22 protein-coding genes, 1 tRNA gene, 2 rRNA genes, 1 riboswitch and 1 other annotated feature (1 of these 27 cut by a window edge) are annotated in these 24056 nt (G+C 65.5%); of the genes, 16 read left to right on the top strand and 9 right to left on the bottom strand.

The window, feature by feature from the left end:
* Nucleotide 1: 1 nt before the first annotated feature.
* Both P73_RS02510 and cobJ read left to right on the top strand, forming a co-directional pair.
* A complete protein-coding gene (locus tag P73_RS02510) occupies nucleotides 2–715 on the top strand; it encodes a precorrin-2 C(20)-methyltransferase (RefSeq protein WP_043868310.1) in 714 nt (237 codons plus the stop codon).
* A complete protein-coding gene (gene cobJ / locus P73_RS02505) occupies nucleotides 712–1455 on the top strand; it encodes a precorrin-3B C(17)-methyltransferase (RefSeq protein ID WP_043868309.1) in 744 nt (247 codons plus the stop codon). The genes P73_RS02510 and cobJ overlap by 4 nt, the downstream gene beginning before the upstream one ends.
* Here the strand turns inward: cobJ and P73_RS02500 are convergent.
* On the bottom strand, nucleotides 1425–2180 hold the full coding sequence (locus P73_RS02500; protein WP_043868308.1) for a cobalt-precorrin-6A reductase: 756 nt from the start codon (nucleotides 2178–2180) through the stop codon (nucleotides 1425–1427). The genes cobJ and P73_RS02500 overlap by 31 nt on opposite strands.
* Between P73_RS02500 and P73_RS02495 the strand changes: the two genes are divergently transcribed.
* From P73_RS02495 to cobF, 6 genes are read left to right on the top strand one after another with little or no spacing between them, the layout of a single operon-like run.
* A complete protein-coding gene (locus tag P73_RS02495) occupies nucleotides 2179–3366 on the top strand; it encodes a bifunctional cobalt-precorrin-7 (C(5))-methyltransferase/cobalt-precorrin-6B (C(15))-methyltransferase (RefSeq protein ID WP_043868307.1) in 1188 nt (395 codons plus the stop codon). The genes P73_RS02500 and P73_RS02495 overlap by 2 nt on opposite strands.
* Entirely contained in the window at nucleotides 3363–3725 is a 363-nt protein-coding gene (locus P73_RS02490; protein WP_043868306.1) for a cobalamin biosynthesis protein, read from the top strand. The genes P73_RS02495 and P73_RS02490 overlap by 4 nt, the downstream gene beginning before the upstream one ends.
* The gene (gene cobM, locus P73_RS02485; RefSeq protein WP_043868305.1) at nucleotides 3722–4507 is read left to right on the top strand and encodes a precorrin-4 C(11)-methyltransferase; all 786 of its coding nucleotides are present in this window, start codon (nucleotides 3722–3724) and stop codon (nucleotides 4505–4507) included. The genes P73_RS02490 and cobM overlap by 4 nt, the downstream gene beginning before the upstream one ends.
* Complete coding sequence (locus P73_RS02480) at nucleotides 4504–5829, top strand: cobyrinic acid a,c-diamide synthase CobB (protein ID WP_043868304.1); 1326 nt, start codon at nucleotides 4504–4506, stop codon at nucleotides 5827–5829. Before cobM ends, P73_RS02480 begins: the two co-directional genes overlap by 4 nt.
* Nucleotides 5826–6566: a uroporphyrinogen-III C-methyltransferase gene (cobA, locus tag P73_RS02475; protein ID WP_043868303.1), complete on the top strand. Its 741-nt coding sequence runs from the start codon at nucleotides 5826–5828 to the stop codon at nucleotides 6564–6566. The genes P73_RS02480 and cobA overlap by 4 nt, the downstream gene beginning before the upstream one ends.
* Nucleotides 6563–7318 (top strand): precorrin-6A synthase (deacetylating), encoded by a 756-nt coding sequence (cobF, locus tag P73_RS02470; RefSeq protein ID WP_043868302.1) that lies wholly within the window; start codon nucleotides 6563–6565, stop codon nucleotides 7316–7318. Before cobA ends, cobF begins: the two co-directional genes overlap by 4 nt.
* A gap of 27 nt (nucleotides 7319–7345) precedes the next feature.
* Here the strand turns inward: cobF and P73_RS02465 are convergent, their stop codons facing one another.
* Entirely contained in the window at nucleotides 7346–7927 is a 582-nt protein-coding gene (locus P73_RS02465; RefSeq protein ID WP_043868301.1) for a histidine phosphatase family protein, read from the bottom strand.
* A gap of 67 nt (nucleotides 7928–7994) precedes the next feature.
* Nucleotides 7995–8123, top strand: a riboswitch (cobalamin riboswitch).
* Nucleotides 8124–8159: 36 nt separating this feature from the next.
* On the opposite strand from P73_RS02465, the gene P73_RS02460 reads away from it, so the two are divergent.
* Complete coding sequence (locus P73_RS02460; protein ID WP_052453002.1) at nucleotides 8160–8348, top strand: hypothetical protein; 189 nt, start codon at nucleotides 8160–8162, stop codon at nucleotides 8346–8348.
* A gap of 1 nt (nucleotide 8349) precedes the next feature.
* Here the strand turns inward: P73_RS02460 and P73_RS02455 are convergent.
* Nucleotides 8350–9572 (bottom strand): IS3 family transposase gene (locus P73_RS02455; RefSeq protein ID WP_420836116.1). Its coding sequence is split into 2 segments (ribosomal slippage): nucleotides 8350–9284 and nucleotides 9284–9572, totalling 1224 coding nucleotides; the frame shifts between segments, so codons are not numbered across the junction.
* Nucleotides 9175–9291: a sequence feature (AL1L pseudoknot), on the bottom strand. It overlaps the preceding gene by 117 nt.
* Before the next feature lie 148 nt (nucleotides 9573–9720).
* Between P73_RS02455 and P73_RS02445 the strand changes: the two genes are divergently transcribed.
* The gene (locus P73_RS02445) at nucleotides 9721–10107 is read left to right on the top strand and encodes a DUF2946 family protein (RefSeq protein WP_043868300.1); all 387 of its coding nucleotides are present in this window, start codon (nucleotides 9721–9723) and stop codon (nucleotides 10105–10107) included.
* A gap of 37 nt (nucleotides 10108–10144) precedes the next feature.
* On the top strand, nucleotides 10145–10393 hold the full coding sequence (locus P73_RS25445; RefSeq protein ID WP_043868299.1) for a PepSY domain-containing protein: 249 nt from the start codon (nucleotides 10145–10147) through the stop codon (nucleotides 10391–10393).
* On the opposite strand, the gene P73_RS24705 is transcribed toward P73_RS25445, so the two are convergent.
* A protein-coding gene (locus P73_RS24705) for an IS630 family transposase (RefSeq protein WP_144401203.1) occupies nucleotides 10390–11348 on the bottom strand; the annotation gives its coding sequence in 2 pieces (ribosomal slippage) (nucleotides 10390–11004 and nucleotides 11007–11348; 957 coding nt in all). The two genes, P73_RS25445 and P73_RS24705, sit on opposite strands and share 4 nt — an antisense overlap.
* On the opposite strand from P73_RS24705, the gene P73_RS02425 reads away from it, so the two are divergent.
* Complete coding sequence (locus P73_RS02425) at nucleotides 11347–12600, top strand: PepSY-associated TM helix domain-containing protein (RefSeq protein WP_052453001.1); 1254 nt, start codon at nucleotides 11347–11349, stop codon at nucleotides 12598–12600. The two genes, P73_RS24705 and P73_RS02425, sit on opposite strands and share 2 nt — an antisense overlap.
* Nucleotides 12601–12628: 28 nt before the next feature.
* Here P73_RS02425 and P73_RS02420 read toward each other — a convergent pair whose 3' ends face one another.
* Nucleotides 12629–15379 carry a cation-translocating P-type ATPase gene (locus P73_RS02420; protein ID WP_245629224.1) on the bottom strand — a complete coding sequence of 917 codons (2751 nt, stop codon included), beginning with the start codon at nucleotides 15377–15379 and terminating at the stop codon, nucleotides 12629–12631.
* A gap of 298 nt (nucleotides 15380–15677) precedes the next feature.
* On the opposite strand from P73_RS02420, the gene P73_RS02415 reads away from it, so the two are divergent.
* From P73_RS02415 to ppsA, 3 genes are all read left to right on the top strand, one after another.
* A complete protein-coding gene (locus P73_RS02415; protein WP_043868298.1) occupies nucleotides 15678–16661 on the top strand; it encodes a zinc-dependent alcohol dehydrogenase family protein in 984 nt (327 codons plus the stop codon).
* 163 nt (nucleotides 16662–16824) lie between these two features.
* On the top strand, nucleotides 16825–17658 hold the full coding sequence (locus P73_RS02410; RefSeq protein ID WP_043868297.1) for a universal stress protein: 834 nt from the start codon (nucleotides 16825–16827) through the stop codon (nucleotides 17656–17658).
* A 136-nt stretch (nucleotides 17659–17794) separates the two neighbouring features.
* Nucleotides 17795–20191, top strand: coding sequence for a phosphoenolpyruvate synthase (ppsA, locus tag P73_RS02405; protein WP_202966934.1), 2397 nt, complete (start codon nucleotides 17795–17797; stop codon nucleotides 20189–20191).
* An 80-nt stretch (nucleotides 20192–20271) separates the two neighbouring features.
* On the opposite strand, the gene P73_RS24235 is transcribed toward ppsA, so the two are convergent.
* The gene (locus tag P73_RS24235) at nucleotides 20272–20970 is read right to left on the bottom strand and encodes an IS6 family transposase (protein WP_052453000.1); all 699 of its coding nucleotides are present in this window, start codon (nucleotides 20968–20970) and stop codon (nucleotides 20272–20274) included.
* A 73-nt stretch (nucleotides 20971–21043) separates the two neighbouring features.
* On the opposite strand from P73_RS24235, the gene P73_RS25880 reads away from it, so the two are divergent.
* The gene (locus tag P73_RS25880) at nucleotides 21044–21196 is read left to right on the top strand and encodes a hypothetical protein (RefSeq protein WP_158401907.1); all 153 of its coding nucleotides are present in this window, start codon (nucleotides 21044–21046) and stop codon (nucleotides 21194–21196) included.
* Nucleotides 21197–21635: 439 nt separating this feature from the next.
* Here the strand turns inward: P73_RS25880 and P73_RS02395 are convergent.
* The 3 genes from P73_RS02395 to P73_RS02385 all read right to left on the bottom strand — a co-directional run.
* Nucleotides 21636–21712, bottom strand: a tRNA-Met gene (locus tag P73_RS02395).
* Between the two features lie 75 nt (nucleotides 21713–21787).
* A 5S ribosomal RNA gene (gene rrf / locus P73_RS02390) occupies nucleotides 21788–21902 on the bottom strand.
* Between the two features lie 80 nt (nucleotides 21903–21982).
* A 23S ribosomal RNA gene (locus P73_RS02385) occupies nucleotides 21983–24056 on the bottom strand; it runs 757 nt beyond the window's last position.

Genomic DNA, 24056 nt, shown 5'->3' with positions numbered 1-24056 from the left:
GATGGGCAAGGTGATCTGCGTCGGGCTCGGCCCCGGCGATCCGGAACTGATGAGCCTGCGCGCCGCCCGACGCCTGGAGGCCGCGCGCCACGTCGCCTATTTCTGCAAGCGCGGCGGGCGGGGACAGGCGCGCGCCATCGTCGAGGGGCTGCTGCCCCCGCAGGCCGTCGAATACGCGATGGAATACCCGGTCACGACCGAGATCCCGGTCGGGGATCCGCGCTACAATGCCCTGCTCTCCGCCTTCTACGCGGACTGGTCTGACCGGATCGCGGAACTGGCGCGGATCGAAGACGTGGTCGTGCTCTGTGAGGGAGATCCGTTCTTCTACGGTTCCTTCATGCATCTCCATGCCCGGCTTCAGGGCCGCGCCGAGATGGAGATCGTGCCGGGCATCACCGGCATGTCGGGGTGCTGGACCGAGACCGGGGTGCCGATCACCTGGGGCGACGACGTGCTGACGGTGCTGATGGCGACCCTGCCCGAAGACGAGCTGACCCGCCGCATTGCGGATACGGACGCCCTCGTGGTGATGAAGATCGGGCGGAACCTCGCGAAGCTCAAGCGCGCGCTTATCGCCGCGAACCGGCTGGAACAGGCCTGGCTGATCGAGCGCGGCACCATGAAGGACCAGAGGATCGGCCGCCTGATCGAGACCGAGACGGTGCCCTATTTCTCCATCGTCGTGGTCCATGGCCAGGGGCGGCGGCCATGAGCGGTTGGCTGGCGGTGGCGGGGCTCGGGCCGGGCGACGCGGCACTGGTGACGCCGGAGGTCACGGCGGCGCTGGCCGAAGCGACGGATGTCGTCGGCTATGCCGCCTATGTGGCGCGGGTGGCCGGGCGCTCCGGGCTGACCCTGCACCCCTCGGACAATCGGGTGGAGGTGGAGCGCGCGACGCTCGCGCTCGACCTGGCGGCACGCGGGCGGCGTGTCGTGGTCGTCTCCTCCGGCGATCCCGGCGTCTTCGCCATGGCCTCCGCCCTGTTCGAGGCGCTGGAGGCGGGCGCGCCCGCCTGGCACGATATCGACATCCGTATCCTTCCGGGTATCACGGCGATGCTGGCCGCGGCGGCGCGGCTGGGCGCGCCACTGGGGCATGACTTCTGCGCCATCAACCTCAGCGACAATCTCAAGCCGCGCGAGCTGATCGAGCACCGGCTGCGCATGGCCGCGCGCGGCGATTTCGCAATGGCCTTCTACAACCCGCGCTCCAGGGCGCGCCCCGGCCAGTTCGCCCGCGTCCTGGACATCCTGCGCGAGGAATGCGGTGACGACCGGCTGATCTCCTTCGCGCGCGACATCGGAAAGCCGGGCGAGCAGCTTCTCACGGTCACGCTGTCGGAGGCACGTCCGGAGATGGCCGACATGCGCACCGTGGTGATCCTCGGCAATGCCCGGACGCGCCGGGTGGGGCGCTTCGTCTATACTCCGCGTTTCGCGGAGGCGCCATGATCGAGCCAGTCGAGACACTGCGCGACCGTTTCGCAGATGTGCCGCGGCGGCAGCGCCGGGCGGTCGATCACGATCACCGGCAGGGACAGCAGGCGCGCCGCCTCCATCTTCGCCCAGGCTCCCGTGCCCCCGGCATTCTTTGCCACGAGGAGGGAGATCCCGCGGCTTTGCAAGAGCGCCAGATCCTCTTCCACCGTGAAAGGCCCGCGCGCGACGACCGCCTCGGCCTGAGGCAACGGCAGGGGGCCCTCGGGCGGATCGACGAGACGCAGCAGGTAATGATGGTCGGGCCGCGCGGCGAAGGCTGTCAGGTGCTGCTTGCCGATGGCGAGGAAGACGCGGGCGGGGTTTTCCGGCAGCGCCGCAACCGCGCCCGCAAGGTCGGGCACATGGGTCCATCGATCCACCGGCCCGGCGCGCCATGGCGAGCGCTCGAAGCTGCACAGCTCGACACCGGCCGCGGCACAGGCCGTGAGCGCATTGCGGCTCATCCGAGCGGCGAAGGGATGGGTGGCGTCGATGACATGGCTGATCCCGTTTTCGCTCAGATAGGCGACCAGTCCCGGCACGCCGCCGAAACCGCCGGTCCGGGTCGGGAGCGGCTGGGCCTTTGGCGCGCCGGTCCGTCCGGCATAGGAGAAGATCGCATCTGCGCCGCGCGCCGCCAGCGCCGAGGCGAGGGCGCTGGCCTCGCTGGTGCCGCCAAGGAGAAGGGTGCGTGTCATGGCTGATCCGTGGTTGAGCCTGATAGGTGTGGGCGAAGATGGCCTGAACGGGCTCGGCAAGGCAAGCCGGGCCGCGCTCGACGCGGCGGAGACCGTCTTCGGCGGGCCCCGGCATCTGGCGCTGGCACAGGTGGACGCCCGTGGGTGCGCCTGGCCCGTCCCGTTTTCGCTGGCTCCCGTGCTGGCGCTGCGCGGACGGCCGGTCGCGGTCCTGACCTCGGGCGATCCATTCTGGTTCGGGGCGGGTGGCAGCCTTAGCGCCGAGCTTTCGCCGGAGGAATGGTGCGCCTATCCCGCGCCCTCCACCTTTGCGCTGGCGGCGGCAAGGCTCGGCTGGCGGCTCGAGGAGACGATCTGCCTCGGCCTTCACGCCGCACCGTTCGACCGTCTCGTGCCGGTGCTTGCGGAAAAGATCCGGATGATCTGCCTCTTGCGCGACGGAGCGGCGCCGCAGGCACTCGCAGGTTGGCTCGACGCGCGGGGCTTCGGCCCTTCCCGCCTGTGGATCCTCCAGGCGCTCGGTGGACCGCGCGAGCGTATCGTCGAGACCACCGCAGAGGCATTCGGCACTACCGTGACCGAAGCCCCTGTCGCCGTCGCCATCGAAGCCGCCGGCGCGCCCGGCCTGCCCCGCACCGCTGGCCTGCCCGATGCGCTTTTCGCCTCGGACGGGCAGATCACGAAATCGCCGGTCCGCGCGCTGACGCTGTCGGCGCTGGCCCCGCGGCCGGGCGAATTGCTCTGGGACATCGGCGCGGGATCGGGATCGGTTTCCGTCGAATGGGCTCTCTCGGCACGCGGCTGCCGCGCCCTCGCGCTGGAGCCGCAGAGCGCGCGCGCGGCCAATATCGCCGCGAATGCCGCGACCTTCGGCCTCTCGCACCGCATCGAGATCCGCGAGGGCCGCGCACCGGAGGCGTTGAGCGGGCTGCCCGCGCCCGATGCGGTCTTTGTCGGGGGCGGCGCCTCGGACCCGCTGCTCGAGACGCTGTGGGACAGGCTTGCCCCCGGCACCCGGCTTGTCGTCAATGCCGTCACGCTCGAAACCGAGGCCCTGCTGCTGAGGCGCCATGCGGAACTGGGCGGCAGACTGCTGCGCCTCGAGATATCGGAGGCCGCGCCGCTCGGCCGGATGCGGGGCTGGTCGCGCGCGCGTCCCATCACGCAATGGAGCGTCACGCGATGAGGGTGGCGGGGATCGGGTTCCGTGCCCAGGCACCGCTGGCCGCGCTGCGCGAGGCGGTGGCCGCGCTCGGCGACGGGATCGACGCACTTGCCACCTCCGAAGACAAGGCGGCACAGCCGCAGGCCCGCGCGCTGGCGGCGGCACTCGGCCTGCCCCTCCTTGCCATTCCGGCCCGGTGCCTCGCGTCGCAATCCACCCCAACCCGTTCGCCGCGCGTCCAGGCCCTGTACGGCACCGGATCACTGGCCGAAGCCGCCGCGCTCGCCGCCTGCGGAACCGGCGCGCGGCTTCTAACCCCCCGCCGGCTGTCGTGCGACCGGACCGCCAGCGCAGCGCTTGCAGAAGGAGCAGATCCATGACCATCCATTTCATCGGCGCGGGCCCCGGCGCCGCCGATCTGATCACCCTGCGCGGGCGCGACCTGATCGCCGCCTGCCCGGTCTGCCTCTATGCCGGATCGCTCGTGCCCGAGGCCCTGCTGTCGCATTGCCCGCCCGGCGCGCGGATCGTGAACACTGCGCCGCTGTCGCTGGACGAGATCGTGGCAGAATTCCGCGCCGCCCATGACGCCGGCTTGGACGTCGCGCGGCTGCATTCGGGTGACCTGTCGGTCTGGTCCGCGATGGGAGAACAACTGCGCCGTCTGCGCGCCGAAGACATCCCCTTCGACATCACCCCCGGCGTGCCCGCCGTGTCCGCCGCCGCCGCGGCGCTCGAAGCCGAGTTGACCCTGCCCGGCGTGGCGCAATCGCTGGTCCTCACCCGCACTTCGGGACGCGCCTCGACCATGCCGCCGGGCGAGACGCTGGAGAATTTCGCCGCCACCGGCGCGACGCTGGCGATCCACCTGTCCGTGCATGTGCTCGACGAGGTGGTCGCGCGACTTATGCCCGCCTACGGCCCGGATTGTCCGGTCGCCGTGGTCTGGCGCGCGAGCTGGCCCGACCAGAAGATCCTGCGTGCGACGCTCTCGACCGTGCTCGAAGCGACCGGCGGCGAACGCGGCCGCACGGCGCTGATCCTCGTCGGCCCCGCCCTCAATGCCGAAGAGTTCGACGAGAGCCGCCTCTACGCCGGCGATTACGACCGCCGTTTTCGCCCGGTGGGGGCCGATCCGCGGTTCCCGGAGGGACACGAATGACCTTGCCGCCGATCCTGCCCCCCGGCCTGATGATTTCCGCCCCCGCCTCCGGAACGGGCAAGACCTCCCTCATGCTGGGGCTGCTGCGCGCGCTCACCGAACGCGGCCTCGCGGTTCAGCCGTTCAAGAGCGGGCCGGACTATATCGACCCCGGCTTTCACACCGCCGCCTCGGGGCGGAGTTCGTTCAATCTCGACAGTTGGGCGATGCCGCGCGGTCGGATCGGGCAACTGCTCACCGCGGCCGAAGGCGCCGATCTGGTGCTGGCCGAGGGCTCGATGGGACTTTTCGACGGGGTGGCGCGACCCGGCGAATGCGGCACTGGCGCGAGCGCCGAGATTGCCGCCATGCTGGGCTGGCCCGTGGTGCTGGTGCTCGACGTCTCGGGCCAGGCGCAATCGGCGGCCGCCGTCGCACAGGGTTTCGCGCGCTTCCGCCCCGATGTGCGGGTCGCGGGCGTGGTGCTCAACCGCGTCGCTTCGCCGCGTCACGAGGCGCTGTTGCGCGCGGGGATGGAGGAGGCCGGCCTCGCGGTGCTGGGCGTGCTGCCGCGCCGTCCCGATCTCGAGATGCCGGAGCGCCATCTGGGCCTGGTGCAGGCCAGCGAACACGCGTCGATCGAGGACATGATGGCAGAAGCCGGGCGCTTCATCGCCGCCCATGTCGATCTCGACGCGGTGATCGCGGCGGCGGGCGCGACCGCGCGCCCGGCGGGCACGGCCGCCGCGCTCCGCCCCCCCGGCCAGCGCATCGCACTCGCCCAGGACGCCGCATTTTCCTTCGTCTACCCGCACATCGTGCAAGGCTGGCGCGCGGCGGGGGCCGAAATCCTCCCCTTCTCCCCGCTTGCCGACGAGGCCCCCGACGCGCAGGCCGATATCTGCTGGCTGCCCGGCGGCTATCCCGAACTGCATGTGGGCAGGCTCGCCGCCGCCGCGCGCTTCCGCACCGGGCTGCGCCGTTTTGCCGAAACCCGCCCCGTCCATGGCGAATGCGGCGGCTACATGGCGATGGGGGCCGCACTGATCAACAAGGACGGCGCGCGGCACGAGATGGCCGGCCTGCTCGGCCTCGTCACCTCCTACGAACGGCGCAAGATGCACCTGGGCTATCGCCATGCAAGATTGCACGCCCCGGTGATCGGCCTCGGCCATGCCGCAGGCCTGCGCGGGCACGAGTTCCACTATTCGACCATCCTCGAACAGCCCGATGCGCCGCTGGCCGCCGTTGCGGATGCCACCGGTGCGCCGGTGCCGGAGACCGGTTCGATCCGCGGGCTGGCACATGGCACGTTCTTCCACCTGATCGGAGAAGCGACATGAGCGGCTTCGTAAGTTTCGTCTCCTCGGGCCCCGGCGATCCCGAGCTTCTGACCGTCAGGGCAGTGGACAGGATCCGGGGGGCCGACGCCATCCTCTACGACGATCTGTCGGCAGGGCCGATCCTCGACCTCGCCCGGCCCGAGGCGGATCTGGTCGGCGTCGGCAAGCGCGCCGGGCGTCCCTCCCCGCGACAGGATCACGTCAGCCGGCTGCTGGTGGATTATGCCGCCACGGGTGCGCGGGTGGTGCGGCTGAAGTCCGGCGATGCCGGGATCTTCGGACGGCTGGAGGAAGAGATTGTCGCGCTGCGTGCCGCGGGGATCGCGCATGAAATCATTCCCGGCGTCTCCGCCGCCTCGGCGGCGGCCGCGGCGGCGGATCTTTCCCTCACGCGCCGGAAGACCGCACGCCGGCTCCAGTTCGTCACCGGCCACGACCTCAACGGCGCGCTGCCAGAGCGCCTCAACATGGCGGCCCTGGCGGATCCCGAGGCGATGACCGCGGTCTACATGGGCCGGCGCACCTTTGCCGAATTCGCCGAACGCCTGGTCGCCGCCGGCTTGCCCGGCGACACGCCCGCCCTGCTGGCGGAGGCGATTTCGACCCCCGGCCAAGCTCTCCGCCTCGACACGCTGGCGGGTCTGGCCGCGCGGCTTCGCGATGCGCCCGCCGGGGATGCGCCGGCCCTTATCCTCTACGGGCCGTTGGGCGAACCGGGACCGGAGGTCATACGATGATCGAGCTGTCCCTGATCGGCATCGGAACGGGCAATCCGCGGCACCTGACCCTACAGGCGATCGACACGATGAACGCGGCCGACGTGATCGTGATCCCGCGCAAGGGGGCGGGCAAGGACGACCTGGCCGGACTGCGCCGCGCGATCTGCGAGACGCATCTCACCGGCTCCACCCGTCTCGTGGAATTCGACCTGCCCCGGCGCGATGCGACCGGTCCCGACTACCGCGCCGGTGTGGAGACCTGGCACGATGCCATCGCCGCGACATGGGAGCAAACGCTGCGCGACGCCCTGCCCTCGGGAGGGCGCGCGGGGTTCCTCGTCTGGGGCGACCCCGCGCTCTACGACAGCACGATGCGCATTGCCGGACGGCTGGCCCGGCGGATGGAGATCCGCATGGAGGTGATCCCCGGCATCACCGCCATCGCCGCGCTGACCGCAACACATCGCATCCCGCTCAACCGGATCGGTGCGCCGGTGCTGATCACCACCGGACGGCGCCTGCGCGAGGAGGGCTGGCCTGCCGGCACCGGGTCGCTGGTGGTGATGCTCGACGGCGACTGTTCCTTCCGGTGCCTCGATCCGCGGGGCATCTTGATCTGGTGGGCAGCCTATGCGGGCATGCCACAGGAAATCCGCCTTGCCGGCCCGCTTTCCGACACTGCCGCGCAGATCGTCGCCGCACGGGCAGAGGCGCGCGCGCGCCATGGCTGGATCATGGATATCTACCTGCTCCGGCGGGAGAGCGCGTGATCTCCCGGCTGTCACACGGCAGGCGCCTCAGAGCCGCGCCGCGCCGGCGAGCGGCACAGCACAGCTTCGTAGCGCCCAGCGCCGCCCGTCATGCCGCAGATCGGTGACGGTGAGCGGCGCCACGTCGATCTTCCAGAAGGCGCTGGCGGGCGCGCCGAGCACCCCGACCACCATTGCGCGCACCACCGCGGAATGAGTGACCACAACGACATGGCCTCCGCCCCTGCGGCGCGCGAGGAAGCGGCCGGCGCGATCGAGCACCGCATCGAGGCTTTCGCCCCCATGCGCGTCGAAGGCCGGATCGGCCATCCAATGCGCCAGCCGCTCGGGCGCCTCCGCCGCGATCTCCGCGATCGTCCGTCCGGTCCAGTCGCCATAATCGACCTCCCGGAGGTCGGGATCCTCCGCGCAGCGGATCGACAAGGCGTCCGCCGTCTGCCGCGCCGCCCGCATCGGACTGACGAGCGCGGCATCGAACCGTCCCCCGGCAGGAGGCAGTGCCGCCACGGCCGACAGCGCCCGCTCCTCCAGCGGGTCGTCTCCCGCGAACGCGGCAATCCTGTTCGCCGTGGTGGCGCCCTGGCAAATCACCGTCAGGCGATCCGTCATCCCTACCTCCTTACCCGCCGTTCCCATCGGAGAAATCGCCTAGCGTAAGTCCCATATTCGTTGACAGCACAGTCATGCCCCAATAGCCTGTCCAGACAGATTGCGAGAGGGGAATCCGGTGCAAGTCCGGAGCGGTCGCGCCACTGTAACCGAAACACCGTTTCGGGAGCCAGACCCCCGATTGCCGCTGATCAACTTCAACGGGCGCGTCATCCCAGGAGGCTTTAGAGTCATGTCTGATACCGCAATTTCGCCGGGATTCCATCCCGAACCCCTTCCCGTCGGCGAGCTTCTGCCCTGGGCGATCTTCGCCGGCATTCTCTTGCTGATCGCCATCTATTTCGTGGGTGCAGAGGAAGGGGCGACCTCGCTCATCTCCGGCATGAACCGCTCCGGGTTTGCCGGAGGCTGTTTGGTTTAAGTTATGCGGCTATGGTCTTAGTTACCAGAGCTGCGTAGAAGTTTGCCTCTGCTTCCGCTGGTGGGATGTTCCCGATGGGCTCGAGGAGGCGGCGATTGTTGAACCAGTCGACCCATTCCAGAGTGGCGTATTCCACGGCGTCCAGACTGCGCCACGGGCCACGGCGGTGGATGACCTCCGCCTTGAAGAGACCATTGATTGTCTCGGCCAAAGCGTTGTCATAGCTGTCACCGACGCTGCCGACCGAGGGTTCGATTCCTGCCTCGGCCAAGCGTTCGGTGTATTTTATCGCCAGGTATTGCGATCCGCGGTCTGAGTGATGGATCAGTCCCACACCAGGCTGCCGCTGATGAACAGCCTGTTCCAAAGCGTCGAGAACGAAGCCTGTGTGAGCCGTGCGGCTGACGCGCCACCCAACGATCCGGCGCGCGAACGTGTCGATCACGAATGCCACATAAACGAACCCTTGCCAGGTGGCGACATAGGTGAAATCGCTGACCCAGAGCATGTTCGGTGCCGGCACCCGGAATTGCCGGTTTACCTTGTCCATCGGGCACGGCTGCTTCTTGTCAGGGATCGTCGTTTTATGCGGCTTGCCCCGGATGACGCCCTGCAGGCCCAAATCCTTCATCAACCGGGCTATCGTGCATCGGGCCACATCAAATCCTTCCCGCCGCATCTGGCGCCAGACTTTGCGCACGCCATAGACCTTGTAATTCTCATCGAACACGCGCTCGATCTCGGGGCGAAGCTCGTCGTCGCGCTTGAACCGATCCGAGCGCAGATCAGGGTCGGCCCGTTTGGCCAGATGATCGTAGTATGTGGACGGGGCAATCGGCAGGTGCTTGCAGATCGGCTCGACCCCGAGCTCTCCACGATAATCGTCGATAAAGGCGATCATGACTTCGGTCGGCGGTCGAGCTCCGCCATCGCAAAATACGCCGACGCCTTCCGCAGGATCTCATTCGCCTGCTTGAGTTCGCGGTTCTCGCGCTCCAGCGCCTTCATCTTCTCGGCCATCTCGGTACTGACCCCAGCACGGTCGCCACGATCAATCTCTGCCTTTTTGACCCAGTCATTCAGCGTGTTCGTCGAACAGCCTATCTTCGCCGAGATCGATACGATCGCTTGCCAGCGGCTCTCATGCTGACCGGCGTTGTCCAAAACCATACGAACCGCTCGCTCGCGCACTTCAGGGGAATATTTGTTCGTTGTCTTGCTCATGATGCTCCATCCTACTCAAGAGTTGGAGCCTCCGGCAAACCCGGAGCGGTTCAGCCGCACCTGCACCCGGACGCCCGATGAGACGGCAACACTCGCCCCACCACCAGTTTCCGTTGACGCACCGCGGTCCGCGCGGCTAGGACGAGACATGGGAACACGGCAGGCACTCCATTCGCTGAAACTCGTCGTATGGGCCGTACTCGTCCCCTTCTTCCTGCTGTCCGCCGCAAGCAACGGTCTCATGCTGCAAAAAGCGCCCGAGGGCATTGCCGTTGTGATCTGCTCCGGCGAGGGGCCGCTCGAATTGCGCCTCGATGTAAAGACCGGAGAGCCGGTCGAGAAACAGTCCCCTGACCGCCCCAAACACTGCGACTGGGCCAGTCTCCATCTCAGCGCAGCCCTGCCCGACGTGGCCGCCGCCCCGGACATCGCCACCGCATCCCTTGCCGCACCGGCCCTGTTCCCTTCCACCATCCTGACGGCCGGACAGGCGACCGGTCTGCCGCCCTCCACGGGTCCTCCCGCCGTCATCTGACTTCCCTTCCGAAGACTCAGATACGACCGAGGATACCATGACAGACATCTCCCACGGGGCAGGTGCCCCTGCGGCCGATCGTGCCGCGAACAGATATTACTTCATCGCCTGGCGCTGGCATTTCTATGCCGGACTCTATGTCATCCCCTTCCTGCTGATGCTGGCCACGACCGGGCTCATCATGCTCTGGATCTCCTGGGGTGCCGGTCTCGGCGCCGAGAGGATGGCCGTGACGCAGGGCGAGGCCGTCCTGCCGCTCAGCACGCTTAAAGCGTTTCGGCTTTAACCCGAGACATATCCAGCAGCCTTGAAGTAGTTCCAGCACTCTGTTGGGTCGTAGAGCTCGCAGATTGCGCCGATGGCGTCGAAGACTTCGGTGAAGGTTCTGGCGCCGATCTTTCGAAGGTGAGCTTTCAGTTTGGAGAATGCTTGCTCGATGGGATTGAGATCCGGCGAGTAAGGCGGGAGGTACAGAAACCAGCAGCCGTGGTCGTGCAAGGCCTGAGCCGCCTCCTTGTTCCGATGGGTCGCCAGATTGTCCAGGATGACAACGGTGCCGGGGGCGATCTCCGGGACAAGCACTTCTCGGATGTAGACGGCAAAGGCGGGGCCATCCATGGCACCCTTGATGACCCATGGTGCGATCAAAGCATCCGAGGCCAGCCCGGCGATCAGCGTTTGGGTTCCCCAACTGCCAAACGGTGCATCCATGGTCAGGCGATGACCCCGCTTGGCCCGGCCACGCAGACGGGTCAGGTTGGTCTTCACTGCCGTTTCATCAATAAAGACAACGCGTTCGGGAAAGGCCGCAATGGCAGGCAGCCGATGCTTGAACCACTCAGTCCGCTGCTGTCTTACCTTGGCGCGACCGCGCTCGGTGGCGACCAGCGACTTTTTTTGTATGTGAAACCGAGCCGGGACAGCAGGTTGGCGATGGAAGAATGATGCACCCGCACGCCTGCCGCGGCCGCCAGCGCGTCGCGCAACTCAAAGAGCGTGATGTCGGGGTCTTGCGCGACCAGTTCCTTCAGGAAAGCCTGATGCGCTGCCAGCTTTCCCCGACCACGTGGCGGGCCTTGCGGTGCGGGCTCCGCATGGCCCTTGGTCCGAACCTGACGCGCCCACCGCGCGCCTGTCGCCGCAGACACTTTCAGGCGCAACGCCGCCGCCCGCCCGCTTAACCCTTCCTCAATATACTCCTGAAACCGCGCCCGAAGCGCATTCGGCAAAGGTGCTGACATGATCCATCCTCCCAAACAGGATGAATCACATCAGCCACCTCAAGGAAACCCCCGCCGATTCAAATTCAAGCCGAAACGCTTTAGGGCCGCGGCCGAGACGGCCGTGCCGGGCAGCCATGCTGTGCAATATGTCGAACCGCTCGCACCCGACCGGGTCGCCGGTTTCGCGGTGGAAGCCGGCGGCAGCATGACCGGCCTCGCGGTCGATCCCTACACCGGCGCGATACTGCACAGCTTCCCATGGCGGGCGGGCTGGTACGATTTCGCCAACAGGATCCACGGCACGCTGCTGCTGGGCACGTTCGGAGACCGGCTGATCGAGATTGCGGCGAGCCTTGCGCTCCTGCTGGTCGCCACCGGGCTCTACCTGCACTGGCCGCGGAACGGCGCAGGCTGGCGCGACACGCTGCTGCCCCGGCTTTCGGCACGCGGGCGGTCGTTCTGGAAATCCCTGCACGGCGCGCTCGGCTTCTGGATCTCCCTGATCCTCGTGCTGTTCCTGCTGTCCGGCCTCAGCTGGTCCGGGATCTGGGGCGAGCGCATCGTGCAGGCGTGGAACACCTTCCCGGCGGAGAAATGGGGGGCGCCCCTGTCGGATGCGACGCATGCGGAAATGAACCACGAGGGAGCGCATGAGGTCCCTTGGGGACTCGAGCAGACGCCGCTGCCCATGTCCGGCTCACTCGCCGGATCGCGGGCGATTCCGGGCGCGGTCTCCCTCGACAGCGTCGCGAAGTTCGCGCGCGGGCTGGGTTTTGTGGGACGGTTCCAGATTACCCTTCCCGCCGGCGAGGCGGGGGTCTGGACGATCGGCCACGACAGCATGTCGAACGACGGACCGAACCCGGCGGCGGACCGGACGATCCACATCGACCGCTACACCGGGAACGTCCTGGCGGACGTGCGATATTCCGACTATTCGCCCTATGCCAAGGCGATGGCCTGGGGCATCGCCTTCCACGAGGGCGACATGGGGATCTGGAACCTCCTGCTCAACACGCTGGTCTGCCTGTCGGTGATCGGCATGTCTCTGTCCGGCCTTGTCATGTGGTGGAAACGCCGCCCTGTCGGACAGGCGCGGCTGGCCGCACCGCCGAAACCCCGTGACCTGCCGCTCTGGAAAGGCGCGGCCGCGCTCGTTCTCGTCCTCGGGGCATTGTTCCCGATGGGCGGGCTCGCCATCCTTGTTGTGCTGGTTGCCGACGCGACCTTGTTGCGGCTGTTGCCGAAGGTGAAACGCGCCCTGTCGTGACCTGCGGAGCGGTGTGCCGGACGTGCGGTTATCGTGCCGCCGCTGCCGGCCGCCGCTTGGTGGACCGGGGACGAAGGGTCACGGCAATCGCCAATGCCGCCTGACCGAGAAGAAGCGGCAACAGGCTCGCGACCGCCGCCAGCGCCAGCCCCCCGGTGCCGGGCGTTGCGAGGCTCAGGACGGATGACAGCTCCGGCACCCAGAGCGCCGCACCGATCAGCACCAGGCAGAGCGCCAGAGCGCCCCAGACATAGGGATTCCGCACCACGTCATTGGCAATGAGCGGCGCATCGGCGGCGCGGGTGTTGAAGACGTTCCAGAGCTGCGCGAGCGCCAGTGTCAGGAAAGCCACGGTCACCGCCTGCTCGGCGGAGAGATCCAGCCGGTAAAGCGCCAGCATGAATGCGGCCAGCGTCGCGACGGTCTGCGCCGCACCCAGACCCGCGATCCGCAGCCATTCGGTTCGGCCGACGATAGGCTCGGAGGGCGGACGCGGGGGACGGTGCATCTCGCGGCCGTCGCCCTGCCCCAGCCCCAATGCGAAGGCGGGGAACACATCCGTCACGAGGTTCAGATACAGGATTTGCAGCGGGAGCAGGGGCGCGGGCAGCCCCGCGCTCAGCGCGACCGCCACGACCAGAACCTCGCACAGGTTGCAGGACATGAGATAGACGATGAACTTGCGGATATTGCCGAAGATCACCCGCCCCTGGCGGATCGCCTCGACGATCGTGGCAAAGTCGTCGTCACTCAACACCATGTCTGCGGCCTCGCGGGCAACCTGCGTGCCCCGGAGACCCATCGCGACCCCGATATCCGCCTTCTTCAGCGCCGGAGCGTCGTTGACGCCATCGCCGGTCATCGCGACAATTTGCCCGTCCTGCTGGTGGAAATCCACGAGCGTCAGCTTCGCCTCGGGCGCGACACGGGCAAAGACTTCGGCCGCGCGGAGCCTCTCCCGAAAGGTCTCCGGCGCCTCCTCCGGATCGAGCTCCGCCAGTTCGTGCCCTTCGATCACCGTCGAGCCGTCGTCTCCGATCCCGGCCTCGGATGCGATCCGCGCCGCCGTCGCGGCATGGTCCCCGGTGATCATCGCCACCCGCACCCCGGCTTCCCGGCAGGCGGCTATGGCAGGTGGAATATCGCTGCGCAGCGGATCGGCGAAGCAGACCAGTCCGATCAGCGTCAATCCCTCGTAAGGCTCCGCCCCGGCATCCTGCCCGATCTTCATCGCCAGTCCCAGGGTGCGCAATCCCTCTCCCGCCACGCGGGCGTTGCGATCCATCCACTCCGCTCTGTCCGCTTCGGTCAGATCATGTGGCCCCGCTGGGCCGAGGACCTTTCCACAGGCGTTGATGATCGTCTCGGGCGCTCCCTTGACCGCGAAATAGGCGCCATCGGGATCGGCATGAACGGTCGCCATCATCCGACGCTCCGGTTTGAAGGCATGCTGGGCAAGCCGGTTCTCCGGCGGCGGCAGTCCAACCCCGTCCGCGGCCCGGAGCAATGCCAGCTCCATCGGATCTCCCGTGCCGTCCTCGCGCCCGTGCCCCAGCTCCGCGGTGGTGCAGAGCGCGCCGGTTTTCAGGGCGAGCCTCACAGTCCTGTCCTCCGCGTCGGGCGGAAATTCGCCGTCTTCCAGCAGGAACCGGACCACGGTCATCCGGTTTTCCGTGAGCGTGCCGGTCTTGTCGGTCAGGATGAGAGTCGTCGCCCCCAGCGTTTCGACAGCCGAGAGGCGGCGAATGAGCGCGTTCCTTCTGGCCATCCGCCACATGCCACGCGCCAGCGACAGCGTCGCGACCACCGGAAGCCCCTCGGGAATCGCGGCCACCGCCAGCGCGACGCCGGTCTGCACCATGTCGGCCAGCGCATGACCGCGCAAGATCCCCGCCATGGCGGTGCCCACGGCGAGGATCAGCGTCAACCAGAGCAACATATGCCCCAGTTTTTCCAGCCGGACCTCCAGCGGCGAGATCTCGGCCTGCGCCGTTTCCGCCAGGCTGCTGATCCGCCCCAGTTCGGTCGCCATGCCGGTCGCGGTGACGATCGCCGTGCCCGCCCCCTGGGTGATCGCGGTGCCCTTGAAGAGCATCGGCGTTCGTTCGGCGAGGAGTGTCTGCTCGTCGACAGGGTCCGGGGTCTTGGCCACCGGCGCGGCCTCTCCGGTCAGGACGGATTCGTCGGCCTCGAGATACGAGGCCTCGGTCAGGCGCAGGTCCGCCGTCACCATATCGCCGCCTTCCAGCACCACCACGTCGCCGGGCACCAGATCGCGCGCATCTATCATCCGGATATGGCCGTCCCGGCGCACGCGGGTCCGGACTTCGGCGATCTCGAACAGCGCCTCCATCGAGCGGGCCGCCCTCAGTTCGGTGAAGAACCCGATGGCGCTGTTCAGCACCAGGACGATGGCGATGGCGGCCGCCTCGGCATGGTCTCCCATGACCAGGGAGACCGCAGCGGCCGCGGCAAGCAACCAGACGATCACGCTGCGGAACTGGTGTAACAGGATCGCCAGCGCGCTCCTCGGCTTCTGGCGGCGCAGGCGGTTCGGGCCATGGGACTTGAGCCGCCGCGCGGCTTCGGCCTGTGAGAGGCCCGTTTCGGACGACACCGCCAGAAGTCGGGCAACCTCGTCCGACGGAAGCCCGTGCGGCGCATCGGAAAGCATCAGGTTCGATGACTGTTCCATCCGGTCCACTCCCTTGTTCTGATCCCGTTTCTCGACAAGAGAGCGCGCCTCCCGCCATTTCAGGCAGTTGCTGTCGTCAATCATGTGCCACGCTGCAACGAAACCGGCGTTGATGCCCGTCAACGGGTCCAGCACCGATCCGACGGCGCCGGTTGGTCGCCTCCGACGGTGCCAAGCCTATCAGAAAGCGTCCAACCGGCAAGACGCCAGCCGGGCGACCTGCTCTCTGCGGGCAAGGAACGGTCGGTGGATCTTTTCGCCGCCATCGCGTAGACTGATCGGGCGGCGCCAGGAAAGCTGTTGGCACCCTGGTGCATCGCCCCTTGAGGGGACGAACTGATCATGCGGCCACCTGGGCCGCCAACCGAGGCACGAGGCGTCCATGCGTGCGATGGTCCTGGAGCGGCCGAACGCTCCGCTGCTCGCTCGAGATCTGCCGGTCCCGGATCCGGGACCGGGCGAGGTCCGGCTGAAGGTGGAGGCCTGCGGCGTCTGCCGCACCGATTTGCATATATGCGATGGCGAATTGTCCGATCCCGCCCTGCCGCTGGTGCCGGGGCACGAGATCGTCGGACGCGTGGACGCCATCGGCGCCGGTGTAGACAGGCTGGCGCCGGGCCAGCGGGTCGGAGTGCCGTGGCTGGGGCGGACCTGCGGGATCTGTCCTTACTGCCGCGCCCATCGCGAGAACCTCTGCGACGCGCCTGAATTCACCGGCTATACCCGTGACGGCGGCTACGCCGAATATTGCCTGGCCGATGCCGGCTATGTCTTTCCCCTGCCCGACGATGCGGACCCGGTGCGACTGGCACCGCTGCTGTGTGCCGGGCTGATCGGATATCGCACGCTGAAACTCGCCGGACCAGCCGACCGTATCGGCCTTTACGGTTTTGGCGCGGCGGCGCACATCCTGTGCCAGCTCTGCGTCTGGCAGGGCAAGGAGGTCTATGCCTTCACACGCCCCGGAGACCGGACGGCGCAGGACTTCGCCCGTCGCCTCGGCGCGGTCTGGGCAGGCTCGTCCGACGCCGGGTCGCCCGAGCCGCTGGATGCCGCGCTGATCTTCGCACCTGTCGGCGCGCTTGTCCCCAAGGCGCTGAAAGCGGTGCGCAAGGGTGGTAGCGTCGTGTCGGGGGGCATCCATATGAGTGACATTCCCGCCTTTCCCTATGCCGATCTCTGGCATGAACGGGTCATCCGCTCGGTCGCGAATCTGACGCGCAGCGATGGCGACGAGTTCCTGCCGCTGGCCATCGAGGCCGGCATCGAGACCGAGACCACGGCCTATCCCCTGGAACAGGCCAATCGCGCGCTGAACGATCTTCGCTCCGGGCAGTTGAGCGGCGCCGCGGTGCTGGTTCCGTGACGCGGGTGCATGTCCTGGCCGACCTTCGATCCGGGACAGGTCGAGGGAGGTCATCGCGGGGTCCGGCGGCCCCGATGACGTCTGTCAATGACCCGGCGGCCGCGCTCGGGACACAAGCGAGGCAATGGCATGGAAGACGTAACGGACCAGGAAGGAGATCGGAATGACCATCAAGACCATCACACTCGTGCTGTTTTCACCTGACGAGGCCGCTTGGCTCGCTCCGGCGGGTGCGGAGCTTGCCCGTCAACTGGATGCACATCTGATCGGGGTACACCCGGTCGAACCCGCCGTCGTCTACAGCGCGGGTATGGATGTCATGGTCGTTCCCGAGGTGCAGAACTGGCATCAGGAAGAGGACGCGCAGATCGAAAAGGCCTTCTCGGAGGCCGTGCGGCGTGCAGGCATTGCCGGAGAGTACCGCAGCCAACGCGACGGTCGCCTGGCGGACGAGGCCTATCTCCTGTCCTGCCTGCGTGGCGTCGATCTTGTGGCGCTGGGAACCGCCGATCCGAAGGAAGAACCCGCCAGCGCCGCGCGCATGCGCAGTCAGGCGATCCGGCAGTCCGGGAGACCGACGCTCGTGCTGCCGCGCGAGGTGTCGCCGGCCCTGCCCGCGAAACGCGTCCTGATCGGCTGGAGCGACACGCGGGAATCCGCAAGGGCGGCGCATGACGTGCTGACCCTGACGGAGGCGGGAGCGGCGATCGACCTGCTGGCGGTCTCCCGCGACGCCTATTCAAGCTCGCACCTGGCCGGCAGCCGCGACGATTTCGCGGCCGCGCTGGATCGGCGCGGCTACTCTGCCACGCTCGTCGACCGCGACGCCAAATCAAGCGAGATCGGCAAGGCGCTGCTGTCGGCGGCGGCCGAAAGCGACGCTCAACTCGTTGCGACCGGAGCCTTCGGCCACTCGCAGTTCTACGATTTCGTCATCGGTGCCGTGACCTCGCATCTCCTTGAGAACGCAAGGGTGCCTGTCCTTCTCTCGAAGTGAGCGGCACGCGTTTTCTCGGACGCCCTGTCGTGCGACGATGCCGCGGGCTTCCGGTTCCCGTCCGCATTGACTTCCATCAATGACTGCGCGCTTCGTGCCTTCCAGAGTGCGTCCAGTCTGATGGGGGAGGAAAATCGTGTCCGAGCTTCTGATCTGGTTCGAGAATCTGCGCCGCGGAGACGTCGCGCGCGTGGGCGGCAAGAATGCGTCACTGGGCGAGATGATCTCGACCCTCGGGGCGAAAAACATTCGCGTGCCGCAGGGATTTGCCACAACGGCGGATGCCTATCGCGGCTTCATCACGGCCAATGGCCTCGAGCGGGTCATTGCGGAGCGTATCGACGCGCTCGAGGCCGGGCGCACGACGCTGCGCGAGGCTGGCCTGGCCATAAGGACCGCAATCACCTCCGGCGAATGGCCGAAGGAGACGGCGGACGCGATTCGCGCCGCCTATCGGGAGCTGACGACACGCAGCGGCCGCACGAAGCCGGCGGTCGCCGTCCGATCCTCCGCCACCGCCGAAGACCTGCCCGAGGCAAGCTTCGCCGGACAGCAGGAGACGTTTCTCAATGTCACCGGCGAGGCCGCGCTGCTCGACGCCTGCCGCCGGTGCTATGCCTCGCTTTTCACCGACAGGGCGATCACCTACCGCCAGATCCATGGCTTCGGCCAGACGGAGATCGCGCTGTCGGTCGGGGTTCAGATGATGGTGCGCTCCGACATCGGCAGTTCGGGCGTCATGTTCTCGATCGACACGGAGAGCGGCTGCGACCGTTTCGTGCTGATCAACGGCGCGTGGGGGCTTGGCGAAAACGTCGTTCAGGGCGCGGTGGACCCGGATGAGTTTCAGGTGTTCAAGCCCTTCCTCGACGATCCCGGCCGGCTGCCCGTCGTCGCCAGGAGGCTGGGCGCGAAAGAGATCAAGATGATCCACGGCCGGGCCGGCGAGGCGGCGACGCGCAACGTGCCCACCTCCCTGGCGGAGCGCGAGCGCTTCACGCTGAGCGATGCAGAGGTGGTGGAACTGGCGCGCTACGCAAAGACCATCGAGGCGCATTACGGCGTCGCGATGGACATGGAATGGGCGAAGGACGGGGAGACCGGCGAATTGTTTATCGTTCAGGCCCGCCCCGAGACGGTACAATCGCGCAAGACCGGCGCCGTGTTCCAGTCCTTCGAGGTCACACCGGCAGGCAGGCTGATGGTGGACGGACTTAGTGTCGGGAGTGCGGCGGCTGCGGGCCGGGTGTGCCTGATCCGTTCCGCCGACGAGATCGACCGCTTCGTCGATGGCTCGGTGCTCGTCACCTCGACCACCGACCCCGACTGGGTACCGGTCATGAAGCGCGCCGCCGCCATTGTCACCGACCACGGCGGGCGCACGTCGCATGCCGCCATCGTCAGCCGTGAACTGGGCCTTCCCGCGGTGGTCGGAACCGGCAATGCAACCCATGTCCTGCACGACGGCCAGGACGTGACCGTCTCCTGCGCCGAAGGCGGGACCGGGGTCGTCTATGACGGATTGGGACATATAGACGTCAGGGATATCTCGCTCGACGACGTGCCGGAGACACGCACCGGCGTGATGCTGAATATCGCCAATCCCTCCGCCGCCGTCCGGTGGTGGCGGCTTCCGGCGGACGGTGTGGGTCTGGCGCGAATGGAATTCCTGGTGAGCAACGAGATCAAGGTGCACCCGCTGGCCCTGCTGAACCCCGAAAGAGTGACGGACGCGACCGAGCGCAGCGCCATCGCTGAACTGACGAAGGGATACAAGGATGGGCGCAGCTATTTTACGGAATGCCTGGCCATGGGACTGGCGCGGATTGCCGCCGTCTGGCACCCGAAGCCGGTGATCGTCCGGCTGAGCGACTTCAAGTCGAACGAATATGCCGACCTTCTCGGTGGCCGCCATTTCGAGCCCCTGGAGGAAAACCCGATGATCGGACTCCGCGGCGCAGCACGCTACTATTCGGAATTCTACCGTGACGCCTTCGCGCTGGAATGCGTTGCGCTGAAACGGCTGAGGGACGACATGGGGTTCACGAATGTCATCGTCATGGTGCCATTCTGCCGCTCACCCGAGGAGGCGGACAAGGTCCTGGAGGTGATGACCGCGAATGGCCTGACGCGCGGGGAAAACGGGCTCGAAGTCTATGTAATGACCGAGATCCCGTCGAACGTGATCCGGGCCGCGGAATTCGCCGAGCGTTTCGACGGGTTCTCCATCGGGTCGAACGACCTGACCCAGCTTACCCTGGGGGTCGACCGCGACAGCGAGGCGCTGGCCGAGGTCTTCCGCGAGCGCGACCCGGCCGTGATCTGGATGATCGAAACCGCCATTCGCCGCGCACGCGAAGCCGGGCGTAAAATCGGGCTATGCGGACAGGCGCCCAGCAACGACCCCGATTTCGCGCGGCTGCTGGTCAAGGCGGGGATCGACACGATCTCCGTGACTCCAGACAGTTTTCTGGAGGTCAAACGCAATGTCGCGCTGGCGGAAGAGGGCGATGTCAGGATGCGCCGTGCGTGATCGGCCGGGGCAGAGGTTCGGTCGACCGGTGTTGTCACGTTAATCAGTATGCGGCTGAAGATGGTTTGTTGGGTGGAAAGTTAAACAAGCCCGGCGGCGGCCTTCCAGATGTCGAACGCTTCCAGTCGATGAAATCGGATGGCCATGGCAGTACGGCGGCGGGATGGGACGGAAAAGCAATTTCGGGTTGGCGAATGAGTGGAAACAAATCGCTGCAATCCGCCGGGCGAGCGAAATCCTTGCATGCAGCGTTCGCGTTTCCTGAACGGCAGGTGACTGTTTTCAGCCCGATTATTCAGACCTTTATGGGAACGGTGTTCCAGTCCCGGCGCGACGTCACGTTTCGCGGCTCCATAGGACCGCAGCTTGTCGGTGACGATCCGCTTGGGCAGGCCAAATCGCTTTATCAGGGATCTCAAAAGGCGCTTTGCGGCTCGTTTGTTACGCCTGGATTGAAGGATTTCCTCCAGCACGGTCCCATCCTGATCGACGGCGCGCCAGAGCCAGAATTTACGCCCCGATATCACCACGACAACCTCGTCGAGGTGCCAGATATCGCCGGGGCAGCGCTGGCCGCAGCGTAAGTTTCGGGCGATCTGCGGCCCAAATTTGCGGACCCACCGCCGAATGGTCTCGTAGGAAACGTCGATACCTCGTTCCAGCAGCATCTCTTCCACTTCGCGAAGGCTCAGGTTGAAACGAACGTACAACCAGACCGCATGAGCGATGATTTGCGGCGGAAAGCGGTGGCGTTTGTAGCTGATCAACTGTTTCTGCATCGTCCCGAACTATGTCCAGACATTGCAATGAGCAACCGTGCCAAGCTTAACGTGACAACACCGGAGAGGTCAAATGTCCGATAAACCCTACAGCACCGAGAACCTTGAAACGAGCGACTATGGCCGGGACCATCCGAACGGCACTGGCCTTATCGCGCTTCTCTTTCTTGTCCTGCTCTTCGACGCGCTTGCCGGTATGGTGATCGGCGCTCTGGTGTTTGTTTGATGGGCTGCACATGTCCCGTAGTTGTGCGTGGGAAATATTACCCAAGCATGAAAGAGGCCGCTAAGGCGCACGGCGTCACCCAGACCGCAGTTTCACAAATGTTGAGTCGCCGCGGAAATCTCGACGCACTTGGCCTTGGAAATAAAGCCCCTCGAAATTATCGGCCAGCGGCTCCGGTCAAGACGACTATACTTGGCGTCACCTTTGGATCGCGATGTGAGGCCGCTCGCGAGCTTGGCGTTTCGCGATCTTCGGTGCGTCGTTTCATTTCTGGCACAGCCTCAGACCGTGCCCGTGAGGAAATGGTCGGCGCCGTCATGGCCTATCGGATCAAGTCGGGTCGGTAAATCCTGGCTCGGGATTCCCTCTAAAATTTGAGGTGGTGTTGAGGCATTAAAAAAGGCCCCCGGCGTTGAAGCGCTCGGGGGCCTTATTTTATTGGTTGCGGGGGCAGGATTTGAACCTGCGACCTTCAGGTTATGAGCCTGACGAGCTACCGGGCTGCTCCACCCCGCGACAGGGTATTTTTGCCCACGGGCGATTTATCGATCGGGGGCACATCGTTGAGAGAGATTATGGGCTCTTTACTAGGTTTGGCGGTGACCTACTCTCCCACGTCTTGAGACGCAGTACCATTGGCGCGGTCGTGCTTAACGGCCGAGTTCGGGAAGGGATCGGGTGTTTCACTGACGCTGTGACCACCAAACCGAGGAAAGAGCCAAGTCAAGCAGGGATTGTGTATGCTTCTGGTTTGTCCGTAGCAGCTGAGTTTTGCTTTTACTGGATCAAATCAAGCCTATCGGGCAATTAGTACCGGTCAACTGAATGCATTGCTGCACTTACATCTCCGGCCTATCGACGTGGTGGTCTTCCACGGCCCTCAGGGATACCTTGTTTTGAGGGGGGCTTCCCGCTTAGATGCCTTCAGCGGTTATCCTTTCCGATCATAGCTACCCTGCACTACCGTTGGCACGATAACAGGTCCACCAGTGGATCGTTCACCCCGGTCCTCTCGTACTAGGGGCAACTCCTCTCAAGTATCCTACACCCACGGCAGATAGGGACCGAACTGTCTCACGACGTTCTAAACCCAGCTCACGTACCTCTTTAAATGGCGAACAGCCATACCCTTGGGACCTGCTCCAGCCCCAGGATGAGATGAGCCGACATCGAGGTGCCAAACACTGCCGTCGATATGGACTCTTGGGCAGTATCAGCCTGTTATCCCCGGCGTACCTTTTATCCGTTGAGCGATGGCCCTTCCACTCGGGACCACCGGATCACTATGGCCGACTTTCGTCTCTGCTCGACTTGTCAGTCTTGCAGTCAGGCTGGCTTCTGCCATTGCACTCAACGAGCGATTTCCGACCGCTCTGAGCCAACCTTCGCGCGCCTCCGTTACTCTTTGGGAGGCGACCGCCCCAGTCAAACTACCCGCCACACAGGGTCCCGGGTCCCGATGAGGGATCGCGGTTAGACATCAAGCAGAACAAGGGTGGTATCTCAAGGGAGGCTCCACAGGGACTGGCGTCCCTGCTTCGAAGCCTACCACCTATCCTGCACATGTTGTGCCTGATGCCAGTGTGAAGCTGTAGTAAAGGTGCACGGGGTCTTTCCGTCTAACCGCGGGAAGCCTGCATCTTGACAGGCAATTCAATTTCGCTGAGTCGATGTTGGAGACAGCGGGGAAGTCGTTACGCCATTCGTGCAGGTCGGAACTTACCCGACAAGGAATTTCGCTACCTTAGGACCGTTATAGTTACGGCCGCCGTTTACCTGGGCTTCAATTCAAGGCTTGCACCTCTCCTTTTAACCTTCAGGCACCGGGCAGGCGTCAGACCCTATACGTCGTCTTGCGACTTCGCAGAGCCCTGTGTTTTTAGTAAACAGTCGCCACCCCCTGGTTTGTGCCCCCAGCCAATACTTGCGTAGAAACTGGGCCTCCTTCTCGCGAACTTACGGAGGTATTTTGCCGAGTTCCTTCAACATCGTTCTCTCAAGCGCCTTGGTATTCTCTACCAGTCCACCTGTGTCGGTTTAGGGTACGATCTTATGAGAGGCTATTTCCAGGGACTGCTGAGCGGCCCATCCAATCCGATAAGGATGAACAACCTTTGCAATCCGTCACATCTCTCTGGCCCAGGAATATTAACCTGGTTCCCATCGACTACGCCTTTCGGCCTCGCCTTAGGGGTCGGCTTACCCTGCTCAGATTAGCTTTAAGCAGGAACCCTTGGACTTTCGGCGACAGGGTCTCTCACCCTGTTTGTCGCTACTCATGTCATCATTCTCACTAGTGATCTCTCCACCGGATCGCTCACGCGCCGGCTTCACAGAAAGCCTCGTGTCTCCAAGGACCCCGGAGGGTCGAAGGAGACATGAGACTATGTCACACTACGCTCTGCTACCGCGGTACACGAATGTACCACCCTCGGCTTCGGCTCATGGCTTGAGCCCCGTTACATCTTCGCCGCAGGACAACTTGTCTAGACCAGTGAGCTGTTACGCTATCTTTAAAGGATGGCTGCTTCTAAGCCAACCTCCTGGTTGTTTTGGTCGTCCCACCTGCTTTCCCACTTAGCCATGAATTAGGGGCCTTAGCCGGAGGTCAGGGTTGTTTCCCTCTCCACGACGGGCGTTAGCACCCGCCGTGTGTCTGCCATCTACTACTCCCGGGTATTCGGAGTTTGGTTAGGATCAGTAAGCCTGTGGGGCCCCATTACCCATCCAGTGCTCTACCCCCCGGGGTATTCGGATGACGCTCTACCTAAATAGATTTCGCAGAGAACCAGCTATCTCCGAGTTTGATTGGCCTTTCACCCCTAGGCACAACTCATCCCGACCTTTTTCAACAGGTGTG

This window comes from Celeribacter indicus, assembly GCF_000819565.1.
Classification (GTDB): domain Bacteria; phylum Pseudomonadota; class Alphaproteobacteria; order Rhodobacterales; family Rhodobacteraceae; genus Celeribacter; species Celeribacter indicus.
This window is presented reverse-complemented; position numbering and strand designations above follow the sequence as displayed.

Coding starts and splice junctions, on each gene's coding strand:
- P73_RS02510 (WP_043868310.1), top strand. CDS start 2: ATGGGCAAGGTGATCTGCGTCGGGCTCGGCCCCGGCGATCCGGAACTG.
- cobJ (WP_043868309.1), top strand. CDS start 712: ATGAGCGGTTGGCTGGCGGTGGCGGGGCTCGGGCCGGGCGACGCGGCA.
- P73_RS02495 (WP_043868307.1), top strand. CDS start 2,179: ATGGCTGATCCGTGGTTGAGCCTGATAGGTGTGGGCGAAGATGGCCTG.
- P73_RS02500 (WP_043868308.1), bottom strand. CDS start 2,180: ATGACACGCACCCTTCTCCTTGGCGGCACCAGCGAGGCCAGCGCCCTC.
- P73_RS02490 (WP_043868306.1), top strand. CDS start 3,363: ATGAGGGTGGCGGGGATCGGGTTCCGTGCCCAGGCACCGCTGGCCGCG.
- cobM (WP_043868305.1), top strand. CDS start 3,722: ATGACCATCCATTTCATCGGCGCGGGCCCCGGCGCCGCCGATCTGATC.
- P73_RS02480 (WP_043868304.1), top strand. CDS start 4,504: ATGACCTTGCCGCCGATCCTGCCCCCCGGCCTGATGATTTCCGCCCCC.
- cobA (WP_043868303.1), top strand. CDS start 5,826: ATGAGCGGCTTCGTAAGTTTCGTCTCCTCGGGCCCCGGCGATCCCGAG.
- cobF (WP_043868302.1), top strand. CDS start 6,563: ATGATCGAGCTGTCCCTGATCGGCATCGGAACGGGCAATCCGCGGCAC.
- P73_RS02465 (WP_043868301.1), bottom strand. CDS start 7,927: ATGACGGATCGCCTGACGGTGATTTGCCAGGGCGCCACCACGGCGAAC.
- P73_RS02460 (WP_052453002.1), top strand. CDS start 8,160: ATGTCTGATACCGCAATTTCGCCGGGATTCCATCCCGAACCCCTTCCC.
- P73_RS02445 (WP_043868300.1), top strand. CDS start 9,721: ATGGGAACACGGCAGGCACTCCATTCGCTGAAACTCGTCGTATGGGCC.
- P73_RS25445 (WP_043868299.1), top strand. CDS start 10,145: ATGACAGACATCTCCCACGGGGCAGGTGCCCCTGCGGCCGATCGTGCC.
- P73_RS02425 (WP_052453001.1), top strand. CDS start 11,347: ATGATCCATCCTCCCAAACAGGATGAATCACATCAGCCACCTCAAGGA.
- P73_RS02420 (WP_245629224.1), bottom strand. CDS start 15,379: ATGATTGACGACAGCAACTGCCTGAAATGGCGGGAGGCGCGCTCTCTT.
- P73_RS02415 (WP_043868298.1), top strand. CDS start 15,678: ATGCGTGCGATGGTCCTGGAGCGGCCGAACGCTCCGCTGCTCGCTCGA.
- P73_RS02410 (WP_043868297.1), top strand. CDS start 16,825: ATGACCATCAAGACCATCACACTCGTGCTGTTTTCACCTGACGAGGCC.
- P73_RS24235 (WP_052453000.1), bottom strand. CDS start 20,970: ATGCAGAAACAGTTGATCAGCTACAAACGCCACCGCTTTCCGCCGCAA.
- P73_RS25880 (WP_158401907.1), top strand. CDS start 21,044: ATGTCCGATAAACCCTACAGCACCGAGAACCTTGAAACGAGCGACTAT.